This window comes from Rhodanobacter lycopersici (genome assembly GCF_040812335.1).
Lineage (GTDB): Bacteria > Pseudomonadota > Gammaproteobacteria > Xanthomonadales > Rhodanobacteraceae > Rhodanobacter_A > Rhodanobacter_A lycopersici.
Genome location: NZ_JBFOHK010000002.1, coordinates 783,385 through 798,977 on the forward strand (window position 1 = coordinate 783,385; position 15,593 = coordinate 798,977).

Annotated in this window: 11 protein-coding genes; 10 read left to right on the forward strand and 1 reads right to left on the reverse strand. The window is 69.3% G+C overall.

Features of this window, described 5'->3' with window-relative positions; all coding sequences use genetic code 11:
- Positions 1 to 28: 28 nt before the first annotated feature.
- The 8 genes from ABQJ54_RS10380 (at position 29) to ABQJ54_RS10415 (ending at position 9,075) form a co-directional block, all read left to right on the forward strand.
- Positions 29 to 2,491 carry an ABC transporter permease gene (locus tag ABQJ54_RS10380; protein ID WP_367854218.1) on the forward strand — a complete coding sequence of 821 codons (2,463 nt, stop codon included), beginning with the start codon at positions 29 to 31 and terminating at the stop codon, positions 2,489 to 2,491.
- A complete protein-coding gene (locus ABQJ54_RS10385; RefSeq protein WP_367854219.1) occupies positions 2,488 to 4,914 on the forward strand; it encodes an ADOP family duplicated permease in 2,427 nt (808 codons plus the stop codon). Before ABQJ54_RS10380 ends, ABQJ54_RS10385 begins: the two co-directional genes overlap by 4 nt.
- Positions 4,915 to 4,990: 76 nt before the next feature.
- The gene (locus ABQJ54_RS10390; RefSeq protein WP_367854220.1) at positions 4,991 to 5,263 is read left to right on the forward strand and encodes a CopG family ribbon-helix-helix protein; all 273 of its coding nucleotides are present in this window, start codon (positions 4,991 to 4,993) and stop codon (positions 5,261 to 5,263) included.
- Positions 5,251 to 5,544, forward strand: a complete 294-nt coding sequence (locus ABQJ54_RS10395) for a type II toxin-antitoxin system RelE/ParE family toxin (RefSeq protein ID WP_437343339.1) — start codon at positions 5,251 to 5,253, stop codon at positions 5,542 to 5,544. Before ABQJ54_RS10390 ends, ABQJ54_RS10395 begins: the two co-directional genes overlap by 13 nt.
- Before the next feature lie 3 nt (positions 5,545 to 5,547).
- Entirely contained in the window at positions 5,548 to 6,939 is a 1,392-nt protein-coding gene (locus tag ABQJ54_RS10400) for a sigma-54-dependent transcriptional regulator (RefSeq protein WP_367854221.1), read from the forward strand.
- Complete coding sequence (locus ABQJ54_RS10405; RefSeq protein WP_367854222.1) at positions 6,929 to 8,299, forward strand: sensor histidine kinase; 1,371 nt, start codon at positions 6,929 to 6,931, stop codon at positions 8,297 to 8,299. Before ABQJ54_RS10400 ends, ABQJ54_RS10405 begins: the two co-directional genes overlap by 11 nt.
- Before the next feature lie 54 nt (positions 8,300 to 8,353).
- The gene (locus ABQJ54_RS10410) at positions 8,354 to 8,590 is read left to right on the forward strand and encodes a hypothetical protein (protein WP_367854223.1); all 237 of its coding nucleotides are present in this window, start codon (positions 8,354 to 8,356) and stop codon (positions 8,588 to 8,590) included.
- Positions 8,587 to 9,075, forward strand: coding sequence for a TA system VapC family ribonuclease toxin (locus ABQJ54_RS10415; RefSeq protein WP_367854224.1), 489 nt, complete (start codon positions 8,587 to 8,589; stop codon positions 9,073 to 9,075). The genes ABQJ54_RS10410 and ABQJ54_RS10415 overlap by 4 nt, the downstream gene beginning before the upstream one ends.
- A 135-nt stretch (positions 9,076 to 9,210) precedes the next feature.
- Here ABQJ54_RS10415 and ABQJ54_RS10420 read toward each other — a convergent pair whose 3' ends face one another.
- Positions 9,211 to 11,175: an ATP-binding cassette domain-containing protein gene (locus ABQJ54_RS10420; protein ID WP_367854225.1), complete on the reverse strand. Its 1,965-nt coding sequence runs from the start codon at positions 11,173 to 11,175 to the stop codon at positions 9,211 to 9,213.
- A 186-nt stretch (positions 11,176 to 11,361) separates the two neighbouring features.
- On the opposite strand from ABQJ54_RS10420, the gene ABQJ54_RS10425 reads away from it, so the two are divergent.
- Both ABQJ54_RS10425 and ABQJ54_RS10430 read left to right on the forward strand, forming a co-directional pair.
- A complete protein-coding gene (locus ABQJ54_RS10425; RefSeq protein WP_367854226.1) occupies positions 11,362 to 12,513 on the forward strand; it encodes a D-alanyl-D-alanine carboxypeptidase family protein in 1,152 nt (383 codons plus the stop codon).
- Between the two features lie 185 nt (positions 12,514 to 12,698).
- On the forward strand, positions 12,699 to 15,593 hold the full coding sequence (locus tag ABQJ54_RS10430; RefSeq protein WP_367854227.1) for a serine/threonine-protein kinase: 2,895 nt from the start codon (positions 12,699 to 12,701) through the stop codon (positions 15,591 to 15,593).

Below are 15,593 nucleotides of genomic sequence, written 5' to 3' on the forward strand. Positions count from 1 at the left end.
CGCGAAACCCGCACAAGAGGATGCACGCATGACGATCTGGTTCGAGGAGATATGGCGGACCTGGCGGGCGGGCCTGCGCAAGCCGGGCTTCGTGCTGCTGGCGACCGCCGTGCTGGCGCTGGGGGTGGGCGCCAGCACGACGGTGCTGACCCTGATCGACCGGGTATTGCTCGAGCCATTGCCGTATCCGCAGCCCTCGCGGCTCGTGCAGCTGGGCATGGAGAAGTTCGGCGTCGCCTACTGGATATCGCCGCAGGAGTACCAGCATGCGCAATCGTTGCAGGGCGTGCAGTCCATGGGCCTGCTCACGCGCTTTCCGGCCTCGCTGAATATTGCCGGCGGCGGCGAGCCCGAGCTGGTCCCGGCCTTGTATGCGGACCGCGGACTGCTGCCGACCCTGGGTGTCCGGCTGTCGCTCGGGCGCAACTTCACGGTGCAGGAGGACCAGCCGAATGGCCCGAAGGCGGTCATCCTGAGCCACGGATTCTGGATGCGCCGTTATGGCGGCGATCCGGGCGCGGTGGGGCGCACGATGTCGATCGAAGGCGTGTCTTACGCCATCGTCGGCGTGTTGCCGGAACATGTCGGGCTGCACCAGGGCGACCTGCTGCTGCCCGCGGCGTTGCCGGCCAACAGCACGGACGACGGCCCCAACTACCGGGCCGTCGCCCGCCTTGCGCCGGGCGTCCATGCCGCCTCGGTGGGCAGCGAACTGCAGGTGCGGATGCACGCGATGCTGGTGGACAGCGGCGCACTGAGCGGCCCCGATAGCGCCTACTGGTCGCGCCAGCGTTTTCGGGCCGATGCATTGGGAACGGCGCTGCAGGTCCAGACGCGTCCGGTGCTGACGATGTTCCTGGCCAGCGCGCTGCTGGTGCTGCTGCTGGCCATGGTCAATCTCGCCAACCTGATGTTGCTGCGCATGCTGGCGCGCAGTCACGATGCCGCCGTGCGCGATGCGCTGGGGGCATCGTGGCAGCGCCGCGCCGTGCCGATCGCAGCGGAGGGGCTGCTGGTCGGCCTCGGAGGTTCGGTGCTGGGAGCCGTGCTTGCCGTCGCCGCCCTGGTTGCAGGGCGCGGCCTGATCCCGCCGGATTGGCTGGATGGCCGGCCCCTGTCGATCGACGCCTCGATCGTGCTGACGGCGCTTGGCCTGGGCCTGGCCGGCACCGTGCTGGCCGTGTCGCTGGGTTTATGGCGTGGGTTGGCCAGGACGGCTTCCATGGAGGAGTTGCGGGAAGGCGGGCGCAGCGGCATGGCGCAGCGCGGCAGCTTGCTGGGCCGCATGCTGGTGGCAGCGCAGGTGGCGATCGCGGCATGCCTGCTGTGCATGGCGGGGCTGTTCCTGCATGCGCTCTACGACGCGGCGCATGCGCCCCTGGGTTTCGATAGCCAGGGCGTGCTGACCTTCGACCTGGCGCCGGTGCGGACGAATTACCCCGATGCGGCTTCGGTGCAGGAGCTGGACCGGAGGCTGCTGGAACGATTCCGCGCGCAGCCTGGCGTGGCGCAGGCCACGGTCGGCACCGGCCTGCCGGCAGGCGACTATTCGCAGAACTTCTACCTGGGCAACATCCGTGCGCCCGGGGAGGAGCCATTGGCCAACTCGCCGCAGTTCCGCGGCGTGGGCCCGGGGTATTTCGCGACGTTCGGCATCGGCATGCGCGAGGGGCGGGGTTTCCTCGTCACGGACGGCAAGGGGGCGGAGCGCGTGGCGGTGATCAACCAGGTGCTGGCCGAGCGCATGTATGGCGGCCATGCCCTGGGCAAGAACATCGAGTTCAGCTCGCCCGCGCCCGGTGACGGCGGCCGCCCGTTCGTCGCCCGCATCGTGGGGGTGATCGGCACGATCAGCCCGTTCGGCCCCTTGGGCAGCAAGGACGGCATCCTGTACGTGCCGTTGTCCCAGGTGCCGGACGGCCTGCTCGATGTCTACCGCAGCGGCAACCCCTTGCGCTTCGCGCTGCGCGTCAACGGCGATCCGGACAGCTATCGCGGAACGCTCGCCGCCGCAGTCGCGCAGGTCGCGCCCAACCAGCCTGTTGCCAACGTGCGGAGCATGCAGCGCATCGTCCGCGACACCACCGACGATACCCGGATGAACCTGTTGCTGGTCGGCGTTTTCGCGACGCTTGCGCTGGTGCTGGCCGGAGTGGGCATGTATGCGGTGATGGCAGTGTCGGTAGCCAGTCGCGAGCGGGAATTCGGCGTACGCCTGGCCCTGGGGGCGTCGCCATCGCGCCTTGCGGGCATCGTGTTGCGCGGCGGATTGCTGCAGATCGCCGTCGGCCTGGCCGCCGGGTTTGCTCTCGCGCTGCTGTTGTCGGGGATGCTCGGCGCGGTGCTGATGCAGATACAGCGCACGGTGTTCGATCTGCCGGTTGTACTGGCGGTGTGCGCGGTGCTCGCCGCGGCCGGTTTGCTGGCCTGCCTGTTGCCGGCCATGCGCGCGGCGCGCGTGCCGCCGATGCGCGCCTTGAGGGGGGAATGACGATGGTGATCGTGCGCGAATTCCGCGAAGCGTGGCGGCGACTGATGCGGCGGCCAGGTTATGCCTTGTTGTCGGTGGGCATGCTGGGCGTGGGCCTGGGCGTGGTGCTGTTCCTGTTCGGCCTGGTCAACACGATGATCCTGCGGCCGCTGCCGTTTCCGCGGGCGGACCGGCTGGTGGCGATCGGCGAGCAGTCGTTCGACGGCAACGGCATCGGCGATATCGACAGCGAGCAGTACCTGCAGTTGCAGGGGCATCTGCGCAGCGTGGATGCGCTCGGTGCCTACGCCACCACCGGCTTCAACCTGGACAGCGGCGGCGGCGCGAATTATTCGCGCGGCGCCCTGCTCACCGCCTCGATGATGGAACTGCTGGGCGTGAAGCCGATCCTCGGCCGCGGCTTCATTGCCTCCGACGAGGTGCCGGGCGGGGCGCCCGTGGTGCTGCTGGGCGAGTCGCTGTGGCGGCACGATTTCCATGCCGATCCGCGCATCGTGGGGAGCGCGGTGCAGGTGGACGGCGAGCCGGCCACGGTGATCGGCGTGTTGCCCGCGGATTTCGGTTTTCCGCAGGCCAGCCGGTTGTGGATGCCGCTGCGGCTGAAACAGCAGCAGTATCTCGACATCCACGGCGTGGCCCGATTGCTGCCGGCCGTCGACCTGGCGCAGGCGCGCGCGGAACTCGCCGCGCGGGCGGATGCGATGCAGCTCGCCATGCCGATGGAGCAGCGCGGGCCGTCGCTGACGGTCAAGCCGCTGGCTGTGAGTTTCATTCCCGAGAACATCCGCGGCTGGGTGTGGATGATGTTCGGCGCCACCGCGCTGGTGCTGCTGCTGGCCTGCGTCAACGTGGCGAACCTGCAACTGGTGCAGACCCTGAACCGGCGCCGTGAACTGGCCCTGCGCAGCGCGCTGGGCGGTGGCCGCGCACGCCTGATGCTGGGCGTGCTGGCGGAAAGCCTGCTGCTCAGCGTGGCGGCGCTGGCGCTGGCCGTGCCGATCATGCAGTTAGGCAACCGCTGGTTGATCGGCGTGTTCGTCGCCCGCGACGATCCGCCGGACATGTTCCTGCGTTTCGGCATCGACGGCCGGGTGCTGCTGTTCGGCTTCAGTGTGGCCGTGCTGTGCACCGCGCTGGCCGGGCTGGTGCCCGCCTGGCGTGCTGCACGCGCCGACCTGCAGGACGCGCTGCGCGACGGCAGCAAGGGTTCCGGCAGCGGTTTCGCCCAGGTGGCGAAGGTGCTGGTGGTGGCCGAGGTGGTGCTGACCGTGGTGTTGCTGGTGGGTGCGGGCACGTTCGTGCGGGCGCTGGGCGGCCTGCTGGCGGAGCGTTCGGTGGGCGCCGCGCATGCCGCGCAGGTGCTCACCGCGGACGTGGAGTTGCCGTCGGCGCGCTATGCGGACGATGTGCAGCGCATCCGTTTGCTGGATACCGTGGTCGAGCGTCTGCGCAGCGACCCCGCCGTGATCGATGCATCCGCTTCGGACACTATCCCGAGCGCCGCATTGGGTAGCCACGAGGACGTGTCGCTGCCGGGCCAGCCGCAGCCGTCCGACGGCTGGCCGCGGGTGCAGATGGGCATCGTCGATCCGCATTTCCTCGCCACCTATGGCGTACGCCTGCGCGCGGGGCGCTTCTTCGATGCACGCGATCGTGCGGACAGCACGCCGGTGGCCGTGGTCGACGCCAAGCTGGCCGAGGCGATGTGGCCGCACGGCGATGCGCTGGGCCGCAAGCTGGTGTTGTGGCCGGGCCGCATGCAGGCCCGCGCGCTGACCGTCGTCGGCGTGGTCGAGCCGTTGCAACTGGACAGCGAACTGGTAAGGCCGCTGCCCGGCCTGCTGCTGCCGCTGGAGCAGTCGGCGAACCAGGGGCCGCTGCGCCGCGGCATGGGGCTGGCGGTGCGCACGCATGCCGACGCGGAAACCTATGTGCGGCAACTGACCGCCGTGGTGCGCGAGGTGGACCCGCAAGTGGCCGTCCACGCGATGTACAGCCAGGCCAGGGCGATGGCGATATCGCGCGTCAGGCTGCTGGTGTTGACCGAGGTGTTCGCGGCACTGGGAGTGGTCGCCCTGCTGCTGGCCGGCGCGGGTCTGTACGGCGTGCTGGCGTTCTCGGTGGCGCAACGCACGCGCGAGCTCGGCATCCGCCGCGCGATCGGCGCCGGGCATGGCGCCATCGTGCGCACGGTGGCGCGGCAGCTGGCGTGGCAGCTCGGGCTTGGGCTGGGCGTCGGCTTCGTGCTGGCGGTGCCGGGGTCGAAGGCGCTGGCCGACCCGGGCCTGCACACGCGCGCGCACGATCCGATGGTGTTCGCGACGGTGCTGCTGCTGGTGGTCGGCGTTTCCGCGTTCGCCGCGCTGGTGCCGCTGCTGCGCGCGCTGCGCGTCGATCCGGCGGTCGCGTTGCGCTATGAATGAGTTGGCGTCACGGTCAGGCGGCGGCCACAAGGATGGGGTATTCTCAGGTAATACCTTTGCATACTCGGAGATGGCCATGGCCAGTTCGGTGAAAATCGACGACGACTTGAAGGAGCGCATCCAGCACCTCGCGAGCCTGCGCCAGCGCTCGGCACACTGGATCATGCGCGAGGCCATCCAGCAGTACGTCGAACGCGAGGAGGCACGCGAGAGTTTCCGGAAAGAGGCGCTGGCTTCGTGGCAGGCGTACCGGGAGACGGGGCGTCATGTGACGGGGCAGGAGGCGCGTGCATGGCTGGCCACGTGGGGCACCGATGATGAAAAGGCGGCGCCCGAGTGCCACGGGTAATCGTCACGGAGGCCGCGCTGGCGGGGCTGGAGCGTTGTCGCGGCTTCCTTGCGGGCAAGGCACCGGAAGCTTCCCGCCGCGCCGCGCAGGCTATCGCACAACAACTGCTGTTGCTGGAATCGGCGCCGGTCATCGGTCGGCCCTTGCCCGATGCGCCGGAGCTGCGTGAGCTGGTGATTGCGTTCGGGGATTCCGGCTACGTGGCCCTGTATCGCCATGTGCCGGACGAGGATGCCACCTACGTGCTGGCATTCCGGCACCAGAAAGAAGCCGGGTATTGACGCATGGGCATCGATTCGAAATCCGCGGTGCTGATCGCCGACGACCAGGCCGACGTGCGCGAGGCGCTGCGTCTGCTGCTGAAGGCCGAGGGCATCGCCAGCGTCGGCGTGGCCGATCCGGCCGCAGCAGTCGAGGCCGTGCGCAAGCGCGAGTTCGCCTGCGCGCTGATCGACTGCAACTACTCGCGCGACACCACCTCGGGCGAGGAGGGGCTGGACCTGCTGGAACGTCTGCGCCAGCTTGCGCCCGAGCTGCCGGTGGTGGTGATGACGGCGTGGGGCAATGTGCCGTTGACGGTGGAGGCGATGCGCCGCGGCGCCGCCGATTTCGTCGAGAAGCCGTGGGACAACGCGCGCCTGGTCAGCGTGCTGCGCGCGCAGGTCGCGCTGGCCGAAGGCGCGCGCAGGCAGCGCCGGCTGGAGGCGGAGAACGCGCTGTTGCGCGGCGAGGCTGGCGAGGATTTCATCGCCGAGTCGCCGGCGATGCGCCGCGTGCTGGCGCTGGTGGAGCGTGTCGCCGCCAGCGACGCCAACGTGCTGGTGCTGGGCGAGAACGGCACCGGCAAGGGCGTGGTCGCGCAACTGCTGCACCAGCGCTCGCCGCGCGCGGCGCATTCGCTGGTCAAGGTGAACATGGGCGGCATCGCCGAGAGCGTGTTCGAGTCGGAGATGTTCGGCCACGTGCGCGGCGCCTACACCGACGCCAAGAGCGAGCGCATCGGCCGCTTCGAGCTGGCCGACGGCGGCACGCTGTTCCTCGACGAGGTGGGCAACGTGCCTGCCGCGCAGCAGCCGAAACTGTTGCGCGTGCTGGAGGACGGCGAGTTCGAGCGGCTGGGTTCCTCGCGCACGCAGAAGACGGACGTGCGGCTGGTCTCGGCCACCAATGCGGATCTCGCCGCCGAGGTGGCCGCGGGCCGCTTCCGCAAGGATCTGCTCTATCGCCTCAACACGCTGGAAGTGCGCCTGCCGCCGCTGCGCGATCGCGTGGAGGACATCCTGCCGCTGGCGCGCAGCTTCCTCGCGCGCAACGCGCATCGCTATGGCCGCGACGGCTTGCGGCTGGCGCCTTCGGCCGAGCGTGCGCTGACGGCGTGGCGCTGGCCCGGCAACGTGCGCGAACTGCAGCACCTGATGGAACGCGCCGCGCTGCTTGCCGAGCACGACGAAGTAGGCGCGGCCGCGCTGGCTTTCGGCGAGGCTGCGGCGCAGCCGGCGACGGCCCTCGACGGCATGACGCTGGAGCAGGCCGAGGCGCATCTGGTGCAGCGCGCGCTGGAACGCTTCGACGGCAACCTGCAGCGCGCCGCCGACGCGCTGGGCATTACCCGGCAGTCGCTGTACCGGCGGCTGGACAAGCACGACCTGCGCGACGCGGCCGTCGATGCCGACTGAGCACTCCGCGCAGCGCGCCGGCCGCATGCCGCGTTTCGAACGGCGCGTGTTGCTCGGCGGCCTGCTGGTGGCGGTTCCGGCCCTGCTCGTCGCGCTGGCGCTTGCCTGGATGCCATGGGACGAGTCGTTGCGCTGGACGTGCATCGCCATCGCCATTGCCGCCACCTTGCTGCTCGCCCGCTGGCAGTACCGGCGCGTGGTGTTCCCGCTGTACACGCTGTCGGGCCTGCTGGAAGCATTGCGCCAGGGCGACTACAGCCTGCGCGGCGTGCAGGGTGGCGTGCTGGGCGATGCGATCTACGACATCAACGCGTTGGCCGAACGGCTGCAGCACGAGCGGCTGGAGTTCGAGGAATCCTCGTACCTGCTGGGCAAGACGCTGGCGGCGCTGGACAGCGCAGTGTTCGTGTTCGACGAGGGCCATCGGCTGCGCTTGCTCAACCCGGCTGCGCAGCGCCTGCTGGATGCCGAGCGCCATCGCCTGTTCGGCCTGAGCGCCGCGGAACTCGGCCTGGCTCCGTTGCTGGAAGGGCCGGCCGCACGCCTGCTCACGCACGTGTTCCCGGGGCGCAGCGGGCGCTTCGATATCCGCCACGCCGCGCTGCGCAGCGGCGGCCGCGGCGGCCAGTTGCTGGTGGTCAACGACGTGGGCCGCGTGTTGCGCGAAGAGGAACGCGCGGCGTGGCAGCGCCTGCTGCGCGTGCTGGGCCACGAGGTCAACAACTCGCTGGCGCCGATCCAGTCGATGGCCGGCACGCTGGCCACGCTGGCCGCGCGCGACCCGCTGCCCGAGGACTGGCGCGAGGATTTCCGCGGCGGGCTGGAACTGATCGGCCACCGCGCCGAGGCGCTGGGGCGCTTCCTCTCCAGCTACAGCAGGCTGGCACGCCTGCCACCGCCGCAACCGCGTGCGGTGGAACTGTCTGCGCTGGCGGCCAAGGTGACGAAGCTGGAACAGCGGCTGACGATTGCGGTCGAGGCCGGCGAGCCGCTGAGCGTGCAGGTCGATCCCGACCAGCTCGAACAGGCGTTGATCAACCTGCTGCGCAACGCGGTGGAAGCCTCGCTGCCGGATGGCAACGTGTGCCTGCGCTGGCGCCGTGACGGTGAGCGTGCCGTGATCGAAGTGGTGGACGACGGCCCCGGCCCGCCGCCTAGCGAGAACCTGTTCGTGCCGTTTTTCACCACCAAGCCTGGCGGTTCCGGTATTGGCCTCGCGCTGGTCCGGCAGATCGCCGAGGCGCACGAGGGCGGGGTGACGCTCACCGCGCGCGAGGATGCGCGCGGCGCCGTGGCGCGCCTGTGGTTGCCCTTGACCCAGGAGATTGGCTGGCAGGGCGGCTTGACGAGTGATGCGTGATGCGTGATGCTTGATGTCGGCCGCAGTGCGGTGTGGCCGCCAGGAGCGTCGATCGTGCGTACCACCCTGCAACTGGATGAAGACGTGCTGGCCGCTGCGCGCGCCTTGGCGGAGCAGCAGGGCCGCACGCTGGGCGAGGTGGTGTCGGAGCTGGCCCGCAAAGGACTGGCGCCCGCCGCCGCGCCGCAATTCCGCAACGGGATTCGCCTGATGCCGGTGCGCCTGGATGCGAAGCCGATGACGCTCGAACAGATCAACGCGCTGCGCGACGACGCACCGTGGTCGCCGTGAGCCGCAAGGCCGGCTCGGGCGTGCGCGAACCGCGCGCGCCATGGCCCGGACAGGCGGCGACATGGCTGCTGGATGTCAACGTCCTGCTCGCCTTGCTCGACCCGACGCACGCACATCACGCGGCGGCGCATGCGTGGTTCGCCACGGCGCGGAAGTCGTGGGCCAGCTGCAACCTCACCCAGAACGGCGCGTTGCGCATCATGTCGCATCCGCGTTATGGCAACGCGGTCGCCTCCGTTGCGCTCGCCGCGGAACTGCTGGCGGAACTGTGCGGCCAGCCGGGGCATGTCTGGTGGCCGGCCAACCTCAGCCTGCTGGATTCGCCGCTCGTCGATCGCGCCCGCCTGCTGTCGTCCAGCCAGGTCACCGACACGTATCTGCTGGCGCTCGCCGTGAAGCACGGTGGTCGACTGGCCACGTTCGACAAGCGTCTGGTGACCAGCGCGGTACGTGGCGGCGAGGCGGCGCGCTTCGTCATCGAGTGAATGGTGCGGCGGCCCACCGCCTTCCCGGGCTTCCAGTCCCACTCCCTGATCCCGGCTTCCATGACGGCCACGCCTTGCGTCGAGCGGCATGGCGAGGCGCAGCCATTGATGCCGTACCGGCCTCGGCGCAGTCGATCAGCCGTCCAGCTCCGCCCAGCGCGCGTAGGCGTTTTCCAGTTCCAGTTGCAACTTCGCCAGTGCTTCGTTCGCCTTGACGATGGCGGCGCCGTCCTGCTGGAAGAATGCCGGATCGTTCATCGCCTCGCCGCGTGCGCCGATGTCGGCTTCGAGTTGTTCGATGCGCGTGGGCAACTGTTCCAGTTCGCGCTGTTCCTTGTAGCTCAGCTTGCGCTTCTGTTTTTGCTCGTCATCCCGGCGCAGGCCGGGATCCAGTGGCTTTGCCTCTTGGGCTGGCAGGGAGCTTGAAGGCGCTGGGTCCCAGCTTTCCTCGCTCCTCAAGGCCGTGGCCATCCCTGGCCACTCCCCGCGTGCGCTGGGACGACGAGCGGGTACGGGCCGTTGCCGCAGCCAATCGTTGTAGCCGCCCACGTATTCGTCCACCTTGCCGTCGCCTTCCAACACCAGCGTGCTGGATACCACGTTGTCGAGGAAGGCGCGGTCGTGCGAGACGAGCAGCAGGGTGCCCTGGTAGTCGGTGAGCAGCTCTTCCAGCAGCTCCAGTGTTTCCACGTCGAGGTCGTTGGTGGGTTCGTCCATCACCAGCAGGTTCGACGGCTGCGCGAACAGCTTGGCCAGCAGCAGGCGGTTGCGTTCGCCGCCGGAGAGCCGGGTGATCGGCGCGCGGGCGCGCTCGGGCGAGAAAAGGAAGTCCTGCAGGTAGCCGATGATGTGCTTGCGCTGCCCGTTGAGCTCGATGTACTCGCGGCCTTCGGCCACGTTGTCCAGCGCGTTCTGCGTGTCGTCGAGCTGCAGCCGGTGCTGGTCGAAGTAGGCGATCTGGATGCCGGTGCCCGGCGTGGCGTTGCCGCGCTCCGGTTTCAGCTCGCCCAGCATGATCTTGAGCAGGGTGCTCTTGCCTGCGCCGTTGGGGCCGATGATGCCGATGCGGTCGCCGCGCATCACCGTGGTGGTGAGGTCGTCGATCAGCACGCGGCCGTCGTAGGCCTGGTGCACGTGTTCGAGATCGATCACCTTCTTGCCCGAGGCCTGTGCATTGGCCGCGGTCATTTTCACGTTGCCGCCCAGCTCGCGGCGTTGCGCACGCTCCACGCGCAGCGCCTTCAGCGCGCGCACGCGACCCTCGTTGCGGGTGCGCCGCGCCTTGATGCCCTGGCGAATCCACACTTCTTCCTGCGCCAGCTTCCTGTCGAACAGTGCGTTGGCCTGCGCCTCGGCGTGCAGGCGTTCCTCGCGGCGGCGCAGGTAGTTCGCATAGTCGCCGGGCCAGTCCGTGAGCTGGCCACGGTCGATCTCGACGATGCGCGTGGCCAGCGCCTGCAGAAAGCTGCGGTCATGGGTGACGAAGACCAGGCTGCCGTCGAAGGATTTCAGGAAGCCTTCCAGCCAGCCGATCGCCTCGATGTCGAGATGGTTGGTGGGCTCGTCGAGCAGCAGCACGTCGGGCTTGCGCACCAGCGCCTGCGCCAGCAGCACGCGTCGCTTCATGCCGCCGGAGAGCGCGGCGAAATCGGTTTCGGCGGGCAGCTCCAGCCGGGCCAGCACTTCGGTCACGCGGTGGTCGAGGTCCCAGCCGTGACGCGCCTCGATCTGCGCCTGCACCTCGCCCAGCGCATCGACCATGCCATCCAGGTGCAGGCCCTCGTGCAGCAGGTGGTGGTAGCGCGCCAGCAGCTGACCGAGGTCGCCAAGACCCGTGGCCACCACATCGAACACGCTGCCGGTGGTGCCGTGCGGCACTTCCTGCGCCATGCGCGCGATCACCGTGCCGCCTTGCACGCGCACTTCGCCATCGTCGGGCTTCAGCTCCCCGGCGATCAGCTTCATCAGGGTGGATTTGCCTTCGCCGTTGCGGCCGACGATGCATACGCGCTCGTTGCGATCGATCGACAGGTCGACGTGTTCGAGCAGGAGGGGGCCGCCGATGCTGAAGTCGACGCGCTGCAATTGGATCAGGGACATCTTTTCATTCTAGCGGGCGACCACGCCGAAGCTGCGGCATGCGTGGGCGAATGGCTGGAACAATCCGTTGTGGAACATGGATTTAACGAAATTATTTCATGTCTTGCCTATGGAATTTGCCGCCGCCTTGCGTTAAGGTCGCGACCACGCGGGGTTATTGTTGCAATTTGTTTGCGAGGAATTCGGGTGGCCATCGAGTCCATGAGGCTGGGGCGGGTGCTGGATCGTCTGCGTGCGATCCTGCTGCTGGTGTTGCTGTGCAGCCTCGGCGGCTTCGCCTGCGCGGCGCACGCCGGTTACGCGGCCATCGTGGTCGACGGCAGCACCGGCCAGGTCCTGCAACAGGTCAATGCCGACCAGCGCGACTACCCCGCTTCGCTGACCAAGATGATGACGCTCTACCTCACCTTCCAGGGTTTGAAGAGCGGCAAGCTGACGCTCGACCAGCAGATGCCGGTGTCCGCCTGGGCGGCGAACAAGTCGCCCACCAAGCTGGGCTTGCGCGCCGGCCAGACCGTCTCGGTGCAGGACTGCATCCTCGGCATGATCACGAAGTCGGCCAACGATGCCGCCACCGTGATGGGCGAGGGCATCGGCGGCAGCGAAAGCCATTTCGCCGAGATGATGAACGCACAGGCCGCGCTGCTCGGCATGAGCGATACGCATTTCGCCAACGCCTCCGGCCTGCCCGACCCGAACAACACCTCCACCGCGCACGATCTGGTGAAGCTGGCGATGGCGCTGTACCGCGACTTCCCGCAGTACGCACATTTCTTCGCCACCCAGGAGTTCGTGTTCCGCGGTCACATCGTGCGTGGCCACAACCACCTGATGTATCGCTATCCCGGCATGGACGGGCTGAAGACCGGCTTCACCGACGCCTCCGGTTTCAACCTTGCCTCCACCGCCGTGCGCGATGGTCACCGCCTGTTCGCCGTGGTGCTGGGCAGCCGCACCGCCGCCGTGCGCGACAACCTGATGGCGCGCCTGCTCGACGATGGTTTCGAGGGGCAGCAGACGCCGCCGATCCTGGTTGCCGAAGCCGCCGGCGTGCGCGCAGGCAGCCGGGCTGCCCGCATCCTCGAGGCGATCTCGCCGATCCAGACCGCCGAGGCGGATACGGTGCCGGCCTCGCAGCGTCGCCCCGGAGCCCGCCCGCCGCGCCATGGTAAGCGTGCGGTCGTGGCCAGCCGCAGCTGCGGCACGAACCGCGGCACCGCCTGCCGGGCCAGTCGCTCGCATCGTCGTGCGCGGCATGCCGCTCCCAAGCTGGCTGCCCATCATCCGCGGACCAAGAAGACGGTCGTGGTCGCCTCGCGCCGCGACACCGACGGCTAGACAGCCGCCTCGCTCCATCGTCCTTCCATGTCGCCGCGCGGCTGAGCCCCGCGCGGCATGAGCGATGCCGGTGGCGCCTGGCCCGGCATCGGTCGATCCGATGGCTTATCCTGTGGCGTTGAAACGCGCGGCATGGCTGCTGCACATGCGTGCACGGACCGTGCGGCGCACACCCAGGGGCATCCATGACCGGTCAGCTGACCGACCGCTATCTGCGGGCCAAGCACATCGCGATGAGCGTGCTGGAAGCCGACGCGTCCGGACGCGATGCGGCGATCGTGCGCGAATGCGGCGACGACGAGGAGCTGGCGCGCGAAGTGCGCTGGATGATCGCGGCCGTCGAGCGCAGCCACACCGCCACGCTGCCACTCTTGCCGGGGGATACGGTCGACCTGAGTGGCCTCGATGCGCAGGCCAACGCGCCTCGCCGCTACCGCCTGGTGCGCCGCGTGGGCGAGGGTGGCATGGGCGTGGTCTACCTCGCCGAACGCGCAGATGCCGGCTTCGCGCAGCAGGTGGCGCTGAAGGTGTTGGGCACCGGCGCGGTGGGTTCGCCCACGCTGCTGGAGCGCTTCGCACGCGAACGGCAGCTGCTGGCGCGGCTGGAGCATCCGGGCATTGCACGGCTGCTCGATGGCGGCCTGCTCTCCGATGGCCAGCCCTTCCTCGCGATGGAGTATGTAGAGGGCGAGCGCATCGACGCATGGTGCGAGCGGCGCGGGCTCGACCTGCGCGAGCGCATCATGCTGTTCCTCAAGGTCTGCGCCGCGGTGGAATACGCGCACCGCAACCTGGTGATCCATCGCGACCTGAAACCCGCCAACATCCTGGTCGATGCGCAGGGCCAGCCCAAGCTGTTGGACTTCGGCATCGCCCGCCTGATCGATGCAGAGGCCATCGAGACCACGCTCACCGAGACCGGCCAGCATGCGCTGACCCTGGCCTACGCCAGTCCCGAGCAGATCGAGCAGCAGCCGCTGACCACCTCGGTGGACGTCTACGGACTGGGCATGGTGCTGTACCAGCTGGTGGCAGGGCGGCGCCCCTGGCAGCACATCACCACGCCGCACCAGCTGAGCCACGCGATCGTCTCCGGCGAGATCGTGCCGCCCAGCCGCAGCGCGCAGCCGCCGCAGGCGAATGGCAGCGAGGCGCCGCGCCGGGTGGTGCCAGCCGACATCGACGCGATCGCGCTGAAGGCGCTGCGCCGCCAGGCCAGCGAGCGTTATGCCACCGTCGGCGCGCTTGCCGCCGACCTGCGCAACTGGCTGGAGCGGCGGCCGGTGCTGGCGCGGCGCGGGCGCCGCCTGTACCGCCTGCGCCGCTTCCTGCAGCGCAACCGCTGGCCGTTGACGGCTGCCACCGCGCTGTTGCTCAGCGTGCTTGCCGGCCTCGCCACCTCGCTCTACTCGCTGCACCAGGCGCGTGTGCAGCAGCGACTGGCCGAGCGGCGCCAGCAACAGCTGGAGCGCATGGTGCAATTCCAGCAGTCGATGTACGACAGCGTGGATATCGGTGCGATGGGGCACGCCGTCGTCGCCGCGACGCAGCAGCAGGTCGGCGCGGCGCTGGCGTCGTCGGCATCGGCCGTGCCGGCGGTGGACGGCACGCTGGCCAGGGCTTTCGCCGGCGTGCAGGCCACCGACATTGCGCGCGAAGCGATGGACGACTACGTCATCGGCCACACGTTGAATGGCCTCGATCACGCATTCCCCGATGCGCCGCTGCTGGATGCCGATCTGCGCCAGTCACTGGCGCGCGCATTGCTGGGCATCGGCAGCTATGCGCATGCCGCCGCCGAGCTGCGCAAGGTGCTCGCGGTACGTGCCAAGTTGCTGCCCGCCGATGACCGCCGTCAGCTTTCCGTGCGCGTGGATCTGGCGCAGGCGTTGGAGAAGCAGGGGCAGGCCGCTGCCGCGGCGGACATGTACGCCCAGGTCGAAAGGCTGGCGCGGGCCGAGCCGCCCACCGGCGCGCTGCGGGTCGCGGCCGAATCCGGGGCGGCGCGCATGCTGGTGGAGCAGGGGCATCTGCAGCAGGCATTGCAGCAACAGGACGCGCTCTACGCCATGTTGAAGCCGCGCGTGCCTGCCACTGACCCCGGCCTGATGCAGCTGCAACGCGACCTGGTGATGACGTTGATCGGGCTTGGCCAGCGCGATCGCGCGCTGCAGCTGGCCGAACCGCTGGTGGCGCTGGAGCAGCGCACGCTGGGCGCGGACAACCCGCAGACCCTCGACGCCATGTTGGTGCAGGCCAGGTTGCTGCACTACCGCTACGAGTACGAGCGTTCGCTCGCGCTCGCGTGCCAGGTGGCCGCCGCACGCACGCAGCGCCTGGGTGCGGACCATCCCGACACGCTGGCCGCCGCCTATATGGCTGCGACGGACGAGGTGTACCTGGCGCAGGAGCCGCAGGCTTTCGCGGCGGCAGGCGCGGATCTGCAACGGGTGATCGACGCGCGTCGCCGCGAACTGGGCAGCGACCACCCCGACACCATCGCCGCCGAGACGGTGATGGTGCGACTGCTGGCCAAGCAGGGCGGCTATGCCAAGGCGCCGGCCGAGCAGCGCGCGTATTACGCACAGGCGATCGCGCTGGAGCGGCAGATCCTCGCGGCCCACGAACGCCAGCTCGGCCCCGACCATCCCAAGACCTTGATGGCGCTGGGCAGCCTCGCCAGCCTGCTGGACGAGGCCGGCCAGTACGGGTCGGCGCTCGCCGAGGCCAAGCTGTGCCTGGCCGGCCAGTTGCGCGTGCTGGGCCCGCAGCACCCGCTGATTTCCGCCACGCGCACTCTGATCGGCGACATCGATGACGATGCCCACGATTGGGAAGCCTCGCGCGATGCCTACCGGCAGGCGCTGGAACAGCGCGAGCGGCTGCTGGGCCTGCGTGACGCACATACCATAGAGAGCGCCTCGCGCCTGTACTCGGTGCTGATGGAGCTGCACGCCAGCGCCGACGCCATCAAGGTGCGCCAGCGCTACATGGACCCGGTGATCGCGATGGACCCGAAGACGCTCAACGCCGCCATGCGCAGCGTGCGCGACGAGGCGATCCGGATGCTGAAGCCGTAG

Excerpts from the sequence above, each read along its gene's own strand:
- ABQJ54_RS10380 (WP_367854218.1), top strand. The coding sequence starts at position 29 with ATGACGATCTGGTTCGAGGAGATATGGCGGACCTGGCGGGCGGGCCTG.
- ABQJ54_RS10385 (WP_367854219.1), top strand. The coding sequence starts at position 2,488 with ATGACGATGGTGATCGTGCGCGAATTCCGCGAAGCGTGGCGGCGACTG.
- ABQJ54_RS10390 (WP_367854220.1), top strand. The coding sequence starts at position 4,991 with ATGGCCAGTTCGGTGAAAATCGACGACGACTTGAAGGAGCGCATCCAG.
- ABQJ54_RS10400 (WP_367854221.1), top strand. The coding sequence starts at position 5,548 with ATGGGCATCGATTCGAAATCCGCGGTGCTGATCGCCGACGACCAGGCC.
- ABQJ54_RS10405 (WP_367854222.1), top strand. The coding sequence starts at position 6,929 with ATGCCGACTGAGCACTCCGCGCAGCGCGCCGGCCGCATGCCGCGTTTC.
- ABQJ54_RS10420 (WP_367854225.1), bottom strand. The coding sequence starts at position 11,175 with ATGTCCCTGATCCAATTGCAGCGCGTCGACTTCAGCATCGGCGGCCCC.
- ABQJ54_RS10430 (WP_367854227.1), top strand. The coding sequence starts at position 12,699 with ATGACCGGTCAGCTGACCGACCGCTATCTGCGGGCCAAGCACATCGCG.